Genomic DNA, 12,128 nt, shown 5'->3' on the forward strand with positions numbered 1-12,128 from the left:
TCAGTGAGTGGACCTATCGCCGGGCGGTGGCCTGTGAGCACAGGACTTCGGAGCGCACGAACGGCGCATGGCTGGTCTCAAGAGCGACTGGTTCGCGAGATCGAGCAGTACGCCCGACGACACCTCTCCGACGTCGCGTCGACAGCGAGTTTGCGGGTGTATGTGTCCGAGTGGGAGAACGGCAAGCGCGCCCTCTCGGACCGCTACGCGACGATCCTGCGGCAGCTTCTCGGCGTCACGGACGCAGAGCTGAGGGGTGGTCCGCTCGCGGTTGCTCCGTCGATGGCCGACGGGTACGACGAACTGCTGAGCAGGATCGATTCGGCCAGCAGTGTCAGCGAATCCATGGTGAAGACGTTCAACGATCAGACCGAGCTACTGCGCACCATGGACCGCCAGTTGGGCGCTTCGGGCCTTGTGGACCAGATGACGGGGCATCTCGCCCGTCTCGAAGACGCACTGAACTTCGCGGTGTTGCCCACTACGCGCCGCCCCGTGGCGCTCGCGCTCGCGGGGGCGTCAACCCTTGCCGCATGGCAAGCGATCGACTCGGGGGCGGTCGAACGGGCCTGGCGACACTACGAACTTGCGAAGCGGGCAGCGCACGACGCTGAGGCTCCGATGTACCTCGCGCACGCGATGGCAGAGCAGGCGTACGTACTGTGCGAAGCTGGCCGGCCGTCTCTCGGCGTCGAGTTGGTGCGCGATGCGCAACGCGTTCTTGGCCAGGCCGGATCTCCCCGTCTCCGGGCATGGCTGTACGCCGCTGAAGCCGAGTTGTGCGCCCATGCCGGAATGCCTGATGACTGCCGACGGGCGCTCGATGCGGCCATGGCGACGATTCCGCCCGGCTCCGATGACCGAGACCCCGACATGCTGAGCATCTTCCTCAACGGTGCCCACCTGGCTCGATGGCGCGGCAACATCCTTGCCCTGCTGGGCGACGACGAGGCGGTCACCAGCCTGTACGGCGCCCTGGACGTAGTAGACCCGTCCTTTGTCCGAGCGCAGGCGGGACTTCACGCTGACCTCGTACAGGCGCACATGGCGCGAGCCGAGTACGACGACGCAAACACCCACCTGAGGCAGGCGCGGCTGTTGGCCAGCCGCACCGGTTCGGTCCGGCAGCGCCGCCGTGTCGACCTGCTCAGTGCGCGGCTGTAAGCCCCTGCTTGCCTCGGCTCGCCAGGATGTGGAGCAGAGCCACGAGAGTGCCGGAGCCCATCAGCTCACCGCGCGCCATGAGCCGTGGAATATCAGCTAGGGGCACCCACTCGATGTGTCCTGCCTCTTCCAGGTCTGTCGGCGAACCGACCTGGTCGGCTCCGTGGCCCACGAAGATCTCGTGAGGTGAGTCGACCATGCCGACCATGGGCTGATACGTGACGATGTGCTCCACGGACTTCGGTCGCCAACCCGTCTCTTCCACGACTTCTCTTAGCGCCGTGTCCGCGGGGTCCTCCCCCTCGTCCACGATGCCGCCCGGGAGCTCCCAACCCCACTGCTGCGGGACGAAGCGGTACCGCCACATCATCAGTACGCGGTCCTGATCGTCCAGAACCGCGGTGACGGCGACGTGGTGGAGCTTCACCACATGATGCTCGAAGCGCTCCACACCGGGCGGTTCCACGTCCCAGAGCTGGAGTTTGACCCAACGGTTGTCGTAGACGTCGCGCTCGCCGTGGATACGCCAGGGCTCCAGCCCTTCCGGCGCCTGAACGCTCACTGCCCCCGGCACCCGATACGAACTCCGGCCACGAACTTCCAAGGCGCCTTCCGCCACGAGCCGAGCCAGCACTTGCCGAAGGGCAGTGCGGCCGATGCTGAGTTCTTCCACGAGCGCGCGTTCGGAAGGCATCTTGTCGCCGCTGGCGTACTCGCCAGAGGCGAGCCGTGCACGAATCGTCTCGTAGACCTTCGCCGTCTTCGGTCCCATTCCCGGGGCACTCTCCATCCTGAGGTGGTGCGTACCAGCGTAGCGGGCAAGGAGCGCACTGCCGCCAGGCCGTGCGACGGGTGTTTCCTGTAAGCCGATGTCGTGTCGCAGCGCTAGGGCCAATCCACTCGATGGAAATAGCAACGACGAGCGAGAGATGGCGAGTGAAATTACGAGGCCCTCAGCCCGCGAGGAGCGCGACAAGACTAGTATCTACCTATGGCTGAGCTGAGTTGGCGAGGAACATGGTGGTCGGCGGAGGAACCGGAGGTTACGTGCCCCGGCACTCTGCATTGTGCCGACGGCGGTTATTTGCGGCTAGAACTCATAGGCGGCTTCGATGTCACGGTTCGTACGCCACTCCCCAGCGGCAACGGCTATGGCATTAGCGAAGATTCCCGCGATTTTCCAATAATCCATGGAACGTCGGGCAGTACGCTATTTACTCTGCTCGGCAATCATGCGATTCACACTCGCGGATCGGGGTTCCTGGGCGGAGAAATTACAGAGCAGAACTGGAGCTCTAATCGCGCGCTACGGGGCGTGCACCTTCCAAGCCTAGAAGAGTCACTCTTCATTCGAAGCCATATGCGGCTGGAGCGTCTGCTGCATTGGTCAAATCGGTCTAGCTTTGACCTGTCGCGTCTATTGGAAGACGGAAAAGCAACTGGCGAGAGGCAAGTCGACACTCACGCCGTGGAGCCCGTTACAGCCGTACACAACGGCATGAATATTTCTCTGCGTTTACTCACCGACGATTTCAATATTCAGCATAAGCCGATCTCGAACGAGCGGTTGCTGAAGGCCACGGAGCGCGCCGCCCTAACATTCAGTCCGCCTGAGCCGACGCCTTACAACTCCTTTGACAAAATACACAAGGATATGCAGGATCTTCTCACGCTCTGCTCCTACGCCCCGTGCGGATCTCATGGTCGATCTCTTGTTTACGAGTTGCCTGAGGCGACATCAAACTCAAGTCAACGCTTGAAAGAAGTCGAGGTTATAGGGCGTCAAGTTTATCGCACCGAGAAAGATAAAGAAGAGTCGCAGTCCCGGGACTTCTTGTTCACGCTTGCTGAGGTTGATTTTGCAGAATTGGCGCCCAGGTGGCTTGCCCTCAAAGAGAAGTCACGTATGGGATGCGACATTCTATTCGGGCTGCGATACATCAGTAACGGCTATGTGGGGACGCGGCTCCTAGGGGTGGCATCGGCGGCGGAGAGTATCCATGCTTCCCTAAGGTCTGCGAGCACACCCCTACCTAAAGCTCAATATAGGTCCCTCAAGCGGAAGTTGCTCGCGGCCATCGCCGATGAGCCTGAGGATCTTCAGGAGTTTGTCAAGACTGGACTTCGCAACAATCCTACGTACAACGAGCGCATGCTCGAACTTGCGTCAATTCCTGACTCGGAGGCAGTTGACCTGCTTCTCACCGACAGGAAGTCCTGGGCGAAAATGCTCAGGAATGCCCGGAACGATCTCGCGCACGCCAATGAGCGTGTATCGCAGAATCCGGAATCCACTCCGGCATACTGGCTCTTGGAGACCACTTATGCGTTGCTTTGCCTCGTGCTTATGACTGAACTGGGAATCAGCAGAGAGAAGCAACGAGCTGCACTCGATCACCCTCGGATCAGGATGGCAAGTCGAAAATTCAAAAGGGAACTTTCTCGGCATTCCAGTGGATGACTGATGCAACTCGAATCAATTCCTAGCGTCGACTTGGGTTTTCCGATTGACCATCTGGGCCCGGCTAGGGGGAAAGTTGAGTAGGGCTCTTCTGATTTTCGGTCCAGGTTCGTCTAGGAGAACCTGGTCATCCAGCACCCGGAACCTGTGAGGTGAGATTAATCCACCCTTCTTCAAGAAGGAATCGAAGTTGACGACCTTTCCATCCTTGTGTCGAATCGGGTTCTCGATTAGTTCAATAAGGCCAAAACGCGCTAACGCAAGGTGAGACTCGTATACGTCTCGCGAAATAGCGTACAGCCATTCGCGGTCGCGTTCGGTGCAGTAAATGCCTCTTTCTTCGTGCTCCCGGGGAAACCTGCCTGCCAAGTGTTTTAGGATGAGATACATACGGATCTCTGAATCCGTCAAGAGGTAAACCCATCCACGTGTGAAGAAGAAGTATGGCAAAGATACGATCGATGGTGGACCTTCGTAGGTGTCAGGTATGACGTAACCATACTTCTCCTCCTCTGAGGAGCCTGACTCGTGCAGCAACATCAGAGGGAAAGGGTTTTTAGGGTCTCCCACATTTCTCAGTGCGAGGTTTTCCTCACTGAGTCGCTTTATCGATGAGCGGATCTGCCGGGATCGGTTTTGTGTTGCGGTGACTGGCGTCTTAGCTTTCGTGTTCTGCACGGCTTCTGAGGCCACCATGGCGGTCCAGGATGCCTCAAGCTTACCTGCGCCCGAAATGGGAATAGGGCACGGCCCCGGCACTCCTTGGCGTTTCCTGGTCTGTGCTTCAAATAGAGCCAGTAAGTAAACCTGAAGATTAACGCCGCGAGGGGCGGAGAGACGGGCTATCGGCGGAGGTACGCCTGGGGCGCCGGCGAAGAAGGCCGACCTGATCCGGACCTGAGTTGGCCAGCGTCCACCACGACGATGAAGGCGGCGCAGCGCGGGTAGCGCCTGCTCAAGACGCGATTCGGTGGCATCGAGGGCCTCTAATCGACGCGTTCGGCGTTCAGCGTTTCGGGGCATCCTTTGCTCTCCTCGACCCTTTGGCCCGCATGATTGAAAGGCTCTGACCTGCGGTTTTGATCGTACGACCGAACAAGCTACATGCGGGCCAAAGGGTTTGCCGCGTAGGCGAAAGAAGTGGCAACCCTTTGGCCCGCAAGGTCATATGCGGGCTGACCTGCGGATTTGATCGTACGACCAAACAAGCTACATGCGGGCCAAAGGGTTTGGGATGCATTCGCTCAGAGTGGCGTTCGGTACAGCAAGGTTGAGGCACGTCGGAACGACAAGCGGCCCCCCGGGGCAACGGGAGGCCGCGATCACACCCAAGTCGTTTCAGTTGTCACACGAAGAAGGTGTCTCTATGAATGTACGCCTCCGGGGTAAACGCGCCCAGAGGTTCGCTCCTCTCACCAGAGCACTCGCGATAGGTCTGGTTACTCTCGGCGTGATCCTGAGCGTCTGGCTTGTCCCGGCACTCGCCACGCCAATCAGCACCGGAGCTGCGGTCTTGGGGGTCATCGTCACTGCTCGCAAGGCCTCCGCCGCGCCTGGTGCAGGTGCCTGGGTTCTCCCTGAGAGCGCGGGAGGTGACCGCAGGGACCTCGGCGGGACGAAGAGCTCCGACTAGCACTGGCCAGGGTGCGGCAGGTGAGCGGGTGGCGCTCCCCCGTCCGCAATGACCCCCGGTGCCCTCGTAGGGCGTCGGGCTGGTTATCCGATTTGAGGGCGCGCTACCCCCAGGTGTCCCCCCAAAGGTCCCAGAATCAGAGAAAGGCCTGTTCAGGTGGTACAGAGCTAGCGGACTGTAAATCTGCCGGCTTCACCTTCCCAGGTTCGAATCGCGGCGCTGCCACACGACCGAAAGGGCCTGTGAACAGCAGCAATGCTGATCGCAGGCCCTTTCGTCGTTCCCGAGGCGCGGGGCATCTATCTGCGGGACGCGCCATGTGGCTGACATTGGGTTGGTGGGGTTGGGAGACTGCGTTGGTGGTGCCCGATTTCGGGCGCGCTGGGGAGTTTCGGGGGTGTGGTTGTGGCTCGTTGGGTTTTGGGGGTGTGCGCGGTGGCGGCTCTGCTCGTGACAGCTGGGTTGGCGGTCATGCTGGTGATGGGTCGGTTGAATGCGGCCTCGCAGGTGGCTGGGGTAGCGGGGACCGTGCTGTCGGCGGCGGGTCTGGTGGTGTCGGTCGTGGCGTTCTTCCGTACCGCTCCCGGGCCGGTGCGGAGGGTACGGGGTGGCAGTGTGGCGGTTGCCGGTGATGCGAACGGCGCTGCTCTGGGTGAGGACTCGCACGTCGTCGGGCCGGCTTCCGCTCGTGGGCCCGGTGCGGGTGGGGCGCAGGTGGACGTGGAGTCGGGGCCGGACGGTATTGCTGTTGGCGGCGACGCGAACGACGCGGCGTTGGGCAAGCGATCCAAGCGAACCCGCTCTTGAGCAGGGGCACCAGCATGGACGACAAGGACGGCACCGGCGGCGTGCCCCGTTTCATGAGCCGCCGGAATGTCCGGGCCGGGGAGGTCGCGGTCGGCGGTGACGCTCAAGGTGCCGCGCTTGCGCCGGGCTCGCGCGTGGTCAACCGCACCACCGTCAACAACGTCCTGCCGGAGGGGCGGTGGCCGTTGAGGGTGGGAGCGGTGCCGCCGCTGGCATCCTCCTTCCAGCCCCGGCCCTCTCTGCGGGCGCTGGTGGAGGCGGCCCTCGCGGACGGCCAAGACGTGGTGCTCGCGCGGCCGGCCGAGTCAGGGCGAGTGCTGGTGGGCGAGGGCGGGGTCGGCAAGTCCCAACTGGCCGCCTCCTACTACCTGGCCTCCGACGTGGACATGGCGGTGTGGACCACGGCCAAGGGCGGAACGGGGCAACTGGTCGCGGACTTCGCGGAGGCCGCGGCCCGGATCCGGGCTCCGGGCGCGCACGGCGAGGACGACCGGACCGACGCACAGGCCCTGCTGGAGTGGCTGCAGGCCACCGACCGCAGCTGGCTGGTGGTGATCGACGACGTCGAGGACCTGGACCAGGTACTGGACTGGTGGCCCCGCCCCCACCCTCGTGGTTGGGTGCTGGCCACCACCCGCCAGCGCAAGGCCCTGGCCGCCGGACGCACCCGCATCGACGTGGACGCCTTCACCGAGGCCGAGGCCCACGCCTACCTGCACCAGCGTGTCCCCGGCCTGCCCGACCACCCCGGCACCTGCAGCGACTGCCGGTGCCCGGCCGCGTCCGTCGCCAGCCTGCTGGGGCGGCTGCCGCTGGCTTTGTCGCACGCGGCCGCCTACCTGGACAACAACCGCGACACCACCCCCGCTGCCTACGCGCGGATGCTCGCCGAACCCGGCCGGATACTGGCCGAGGTGCTGCCCGGAGACGGGGCCGACGGCTACGCGCGGGCCGTGCACACCACCATGCTTATCAACCTCGACGCCGTCCAAGCCCAAGAAGCTCACCCCGGACTGGCCCGCGCTGTCCTGGACACCGTCGCCCGGCTGGACCCCAACGGCTCCCCCGCCGCCCTGTGGACCGATCCCGAGGCGCTTGCCGCCCTGACCGGGCCAGGCCCCCGGTGGTGGCAGCGCCTGAGCCGCCCGCGCACGTCCCGCAACATCCCCCGTGCCAGTCCCGGACTACGCGGGGTGCACGCCGAGCAAATACGCACGTGTCTGCTCCTGCTGGACCGCTACAGCCTGACCACCCACCAGCCCCCCGGGGAAAGCTCGGACCTTGGATTGGTGCGCATTCACGCCCTCACCGCCCGAGCAGCCCGCGACACCACCCCCGAGAAGCAGCGCCACCCGCTCGCCCGCCGCACCGCCGACGCCCTAGCGGCCCTGTGGCCGGGCCACGGACGCGACCCGGCCCTGCAACAGACCCTGCGCGCCAACGCCACCGCCCTGTACGAGGGGACGACCCCGGCCCTTTACCACCCCGACGCCCACACCGTCCTGTTCGAGGCCGGCAAAAGCCTCGGCCAGACCGGGCAAGTCACCGCCGCCCGTGACTACTACCGCACCCTCACCGACACAACCACCCACCACTTGGGCCCGGACCACCGCGACACCCTTACTGCCCGGCACAACCTCGCCTGGTGGCGGGGGGTGGCGGGGGATGTTCAGGGTGCGGTCAACGAGTGCGCCGCACTGCTGACCGACCAGACACGGGTGCTGGGCCCAGACCACCCTGACACCCTCGCCACCCGGCACAACCTGGCTTGGTGGCGGGGGGAGGCGGGGGATGTTCAAGGTGCGGTTGACAAGCTCGCCGCACTGCTGCCCGACCAGATCCGGGTGCTGGGCCCAGACCACCCCGACACCCTCTCCACCCGGCACAACCTCGCCCGGTATCGGGGGGAGGCGGGGGATGTTCAGGGTGCGGTCAACGAGGGCGCTGCGCTGCTGGCCGACCGGATCCGGGTGCTGGGCCCAGACCACCCCGGCACACTTACGGCCCGGTACAACCTTGCCCGGTATCGGGGGGTGGTGGGGGATGCTCAGGGTGCGGTCGACGAGTTCGTCGCGCTGCTGACCGACCAGACACGGGTGCTGGGCCCAGACCACCCTGACACCCTCGCCACCCGGCACAACCTGGCTTGGTGGCGGGGAGTGGTGGGGGATATTCAGGGTGCGGTCGACGAGTTCGCCGCGCTGCTGCCCGACCGGATCCGGGTGCTGGGCCCAGACCACCCCTACACTCTCTCCACCCGGCACAACCTCGCCCGGTATCGGGGGGAGGCGGGGGATGTTCAGGGTGCGGTCAACGAGCTCGTCGCGCTGCTGAGCGACCAGACACGGGTGCTGGGCCCAGACCACCCCAACACCCTCTCCACCCGGCACAACCTCGCCCGGTATCGGGGGGAGGCGGGGGATGTTCAGGGTGCGGTCAACGAGCTCGTCGCGCTGCTGAGCGACCAGACACGGGTGCTGGGCCCAGACCACCCCGACACCCTCTCCACCCGGCACAACCTCGCCCGGTATAGGGGAAAGGCGGGGGACGCCGACAGTGCGGCGGAGGCTTAAGCAGACCTCGGGTTCCTGAGAAAGACCTTAGTCTCAGTTCGAGTCTCGATTGCCGCTCCATCCGGTGCGGTACGCGCCAGTCCGTGAACGTCCAGCACGCCACCTGGCCTGCAACGCGAACTCTGCGGACTCAAGGTGCTGGGGCGCTTCGGAATGTGTGTGCGCGGTGCCAGGCGAAGTACTGCTCACGTTCCGGCGTCCACCACGCGGTTGTGCAGTTGGCCAGGTGGTCTTGGACGTGTTGGGCTACTGCTGGTGATGAGGCAGCGAGCGGGCTGACCTGGAGCTGTCCGCCTTCGGAGACGGTGATGAAGCCGCGTTCGTAGAGTCCGTCGCAGCCCAGCAGGCAGGCGAGCATCGCGACGTTCTGCAGATCGCGTTTCTCGTCGTCGGTGCAGGCGGCCCGTTTTTTGATGTGGGCGGCGATGAGGAAGGCGGCCGGCAGGGTGCGCCCGCACAGGGCGCACTCGCCGGTGGGGCCGGGGAGCAGGGCGCGCTTGAGGTGCGCTTGTTCTCCTCGGTGGGCGCGCTCGGCGCTGCGCTCCAGGGGGCCGGTGTAGTCGGCGATGGCCTGCTGGGCTGCGGCTTCTTCGTCCTCGGGCTGGACGGTCTGGGCGGGTTCCAGTGTCAGGAGACTCTGGAGGAGGTCGGCCTCGGTGTCTTTGAAGGCCTGGAAGCGCATGATGTTGCGGGTCGGCTTCCAGTCGAGCAGGGCGCGGACTTCCTCGATGGGGATGTCGAAGCCGCGGGTGCCGGAGAGGGCGTACATGTACTCCCAGGTCTCGCCGTCGCCGTCGGTGTCCCACAGGCGTGCCGCAAGCTGTGGGCTGCGCCAGGTCAGGGCGACCGTGCCGCCGAGGTAGAGGCGCTTGTCGCCGCTGAAGAAGACCCAGGATCCGGGCCCCATTTTGCGGATCTCGGGGAGGTTGGCCCCGTTCTTGCCGGGCATGACGCCCCACATCGGGGCGGTGCCGTCCGGGAAGAGCTGCTTGAGCGCGTCCAGGGTGGCCGCATCCAGCAGGTCGGCGTGCTGGTCGAAGACGACGGGGCTGGCGATGGTGTCCTGGTAGTGCTTTTCGACGGTCTTGTCCGAGCGTCTCGCCGGCTGTGCAAGGATCCGCATGCTCGCTAGGCCCCCAGCTTCGTGTACTTGTCGGCGCGGCCGTAGGCGAGGCCGACCGGGTAGCGCTGCCCGTTCAGCTCGATCTTCTCGGCCAGGGCCTCCTCCAGGTCCACGCCGGTGACGTCCGCCAGCCGCAGCAGGTAGGCCAGGACGTCGGCCATCTCCTGGCGCACCGCCTGGGCCTGGCCGGGCGTGGCCATGACGGCCTGCGACTGTTCCGGGGTGAGCCACTGGAAGATCTCGGCCAGTTCACCGGCCTCGCCGGCGAGCGCCATGACGAGGTTCTTCGGTGTGTGGAACTGCTCCCAGTCGCGTTCGCGGGCGAACTGCGCTAGCTCTTCCTGGAGTTCTCGGATCGTCATGCCTCTATCCCTACCAGGCGCCTCTGACAGTCGTTCCGGCCGGCGGCGAACTTGCCTGCGGGCACTGTCAGTTGCGGCTGCTATAGATCATGCATGCATGTCTTCGAGGGAACCGTGGAGGAAGCCACGGTCCGGCTCACCAATCCGGGCTTCGTCGCGCAGTGCGCCAAGCGGTATACCGCCGCGCACGGCCGGGCGCCGGGGGAAGCTGAGTTGCGGAGCTGGTCGGAGAGCTGGCCGGCGCTGGTGCGTGTGCTGGTTGGCGCCGGGCTGCACGATCTGCATCTGCTGCTGGAGTACGAACTGCCCGGCTCCAGCCAGCGGATCGATGCACTCCTCCTTGGCCAGCGTGCGGGCCGCCTCGTGGCTGTCGTTGTCGAACTCAAGCAGTGGACGTTCGCCGCACCGCATCCGGTGGGAGCCGGGATGCTCATGGTGGGGGACCGCGAGGTTCTGCACCCCGGGCGCCAAGTCGGCGGATACGTCGCCTACCTCAACGACTGGGTTCCCGCCGAGCTGAACCTCGAGGTGCGCGGCCTGGCCTTCCTGCACAACGCATCCGCAGAACTGACCGGCCACCTGAGCGCACTCGCCGCTGGCGGCCCCAGCGCCGCCTTCCCGCTGCTGGGAGCCGACGACCTTCCCAAGGACGCCGAAGCATCACTGCTGGCCGGACGGCTGCAGTGCGCAGACGTAGAGCCCGTTGGCCGCCAGGCGGTCAGCGACTTCCTGATGGCCCGACACCGTCCCTCCGCATCCCTGCTGGCCAGGGTCGCCGGCACCATCGAAGGCCACGACGGGTTCCGGCTCATCGGCGACCAGGACAAGGTCCGCCAGACCATCCATCGCGCGATCGCGGCCATCGAGCGGGGCACGCCCGGCCACATCGTGGCCGTCACGGGCAGACCGGGCACAGGCAAGACCGCGATCGCTGCCCGGGTCCTGGGCGACCTCTGCCTCAGAGAAAACGCCAACCCCAGGCTCCTGTCCCCGTCCGGAACACTCACCCAGCAGCTCACCCGCGCTGTCGGGGACACAGCCAGGGGCCTCATCAGCACCCTCACCACCACGCTGCCCCGCGGCCTGAGTAGAGACAGCAGCATCGTCCTGCTGGACGAGGCCCACCGGGCACGCACCGACCCGCTGCTGCGCAGCAGCGAGTTCCCCGACCTGTTCACCCGGCTCATCCGCGACTGCGCGGCACTCGTCCTCTTCCTCGACGAACGCCAGATCGTCCGCCCCAGCGAAGGCACCACCCTCGACGAACTCCGCCGCCTGGCCCGCGCCCGCGGCTACACCTTCGCCCACATCGACCTGACCACCCAGTTCCGGTGCGGGGGCTCGCGAACCTATCTCGACTGGATCGACGCCCTGCTCGAAGAGGACGGCCAGGCACCCGTATGGCAGGGCACCGACTACGACCTCGCCATCGCCGGCAACCCTGCCGAACTCGAAGACTGGGTCACCACCCACCAGCATGCGGGCCGCAGCGCACGCATCAGCGCCGGCTTCTGCTGGCCCTGGGATTCACCTCCCACCCCGCCCCTCACGCCAGAAGTCTCCATCCCCTGGACCGACGAGACCGGCGACCACCATCTGTGGCAACGGCCCTGGAACTCCGGCGCAGGCGGCATCCTCGCAGGCACCGACACCCCGGGACGGGCATTCTGGGCCACCGACCCGGGCGGCCACCAGCAGATCGGCTGCGTCTACACGGCCCAGGGCATGGAATACGACTACAGCGCCGTCATTCTCGGCGAGGACATCACCTGGACCCCCACCGGTTGGCAGGCCAGACCAGAGAAGAGCCGCGACCAGAGCCTTCGTGGCCTTTCTCCGCAGCAGTACCTGCGCTACGCCCTGAACACCTATCGCATCCTCGCCACCCGGGGAACACAAGGCGCGCGTCTTTACTCAACGGACTCCGCCACCCAGCACCACCTCGGAACACTGGTTGCTGGACCCCACTCGTGACTGGGTCCGCCGTTCGCAGCCCCCGGATCCC

8 protein-coding genes are annotated in these 12,128 nt (G+C 65.4%); 4 read left to right on the plus strand and 4 right to left on the minus strand.

What is annotated here, in order from left to right:
• Positions 1–156: 156 nt before the first annotated feature.
• Complete coding sequence (locus tag O1Q96_RS37555) at positions 157–1,164, plus strand: NsdA family TPR-like regulatory protein (protein WP_269252365.1); 1,008 nt, start codon at positions 157–159, stop codon at positions 1,162–1,164.
• On the opposite strand, the gene O1Q96_RS37560 is transcribed toward O1Q96_RS37555, so the two are convergent.
• Positions 1,148–1,936 carry an NUDIX domain-containing protein gene (locus O1Q96_RS37560; RefSeq protein WP_269252366.1) on the minus strand — a complete coding sequence of 263 codons (789 nt, stop codon included), beginning with the start codon at positions 1,934–1,936 and terminating at the stop codon, positions 1,148–1,150. The two genes, O1Q96_RS37555 and O1Q96_RS37560, sit on opposite strands and share 17 nt — an antisense overlap.
• Before the next feature lie 219 nt (positions 1,937–2,155).
• Between O1Q96_RS37560 and O1Q96_RS37565 the strand changes: the two genes are divergently transcribed.
• Positions 2,156–3,625, plus strand: coding sequence for an ApeA N-terminal domain 1-containing protein (locus O1Q96_RS37565; protein ID WP_269252367.1), 1,470 nt, complete (start codon positions 2,156–2,158; stop codon positions 3,623–3,625).
• Between the two features lie 15 nt (positions 3,626–3,640).
• On the opposite strand, the gene O1Q96_RS37570 is transcribed toward O1Q96_RS37565, so the two are convergent.
• On the minus strand, positions 3,641–4,321 hold the full coding sequence (locus O1Q96_RS37570) for a hypothetical protein (RefSeq protein ID WP_269252368.1): 681 nt from the start codon (positions 4,319–4,321) through the stop codon (positions 3,641–3,643).
• Between the two features lie 1,758 nt (positions 4,322–6,079).
• Between O1Q96_RS37570 and O1Q96_RS37575 the strand changes: the two genes are divergently transcribed.
• Entirely contained in the window at positions 6,080–8,638 is a 2,559-nt protein-coding gene (locus O1Q96_RS37575) for a tetratricopeptide repeat protein (RefSeq protein ID WP_269252369.1), read from the plus strand.
• A gap of 130 nt (positions 8,639–8,768) precedes the next feature.
• Here the strand turns inward: O1Q96_RS37575 and O1Q96_RS37580 are convergent, their stop codons facing one another.
• Both O1Q96_RS37580 and O1Q96_RS37585 read right to left on the minus strand, forming a co-directional pair.
• Positions 8,769–9,761, minus strand: a complete 993-nt coding sequence (locus tag O1Q96_RS37580) for a hypothetical protein (RefSeq protein WP_269252370.1) — start codon at positions 9,759–9,761, stop codon at positions 8,769–8,771.
• Positions 9,762–9,766: 5 nt separating this feature from the next.
• Entirely contained in the window at positions 9,767–10,123 is a 357-nt protein-coding gene (locus O1Q96_RS37585) for a nucleotide pyrophosphohydrolase (protein WP_269252371.1), read from the minus strand.
• A gap of 93 nt (positions 10,124–10,216) precedes the next feature.
• On the opposite strand from O1Q96_RS37585, the gene O1Q96_RS37590 reads away from it, so the two are divergent.
• Positions 10,217–12,097: a DNA/RNA helicase domain-containing protein gene (locus tag O1Q96_RS37590; RefSeq protein ID WP_269252372.1), complete on the plus strand. Its 1,881-nt coding sequence runs from the start codon at positions 10,217–10,219 to the stop codon at positions 12,095–12,097.
• Positions 12,098–12,128: the final 31 nt, after the last annotated feature.

It is taken from the genome of Streptomyces aurantiacus, assembly GCF_027107535.1.
Classification (GTDB): domain Bacteria; phylum Actinomycetota; class Actinomycetes; order Streptomycetales; family Streptomycetaceae; genus Streptomyces.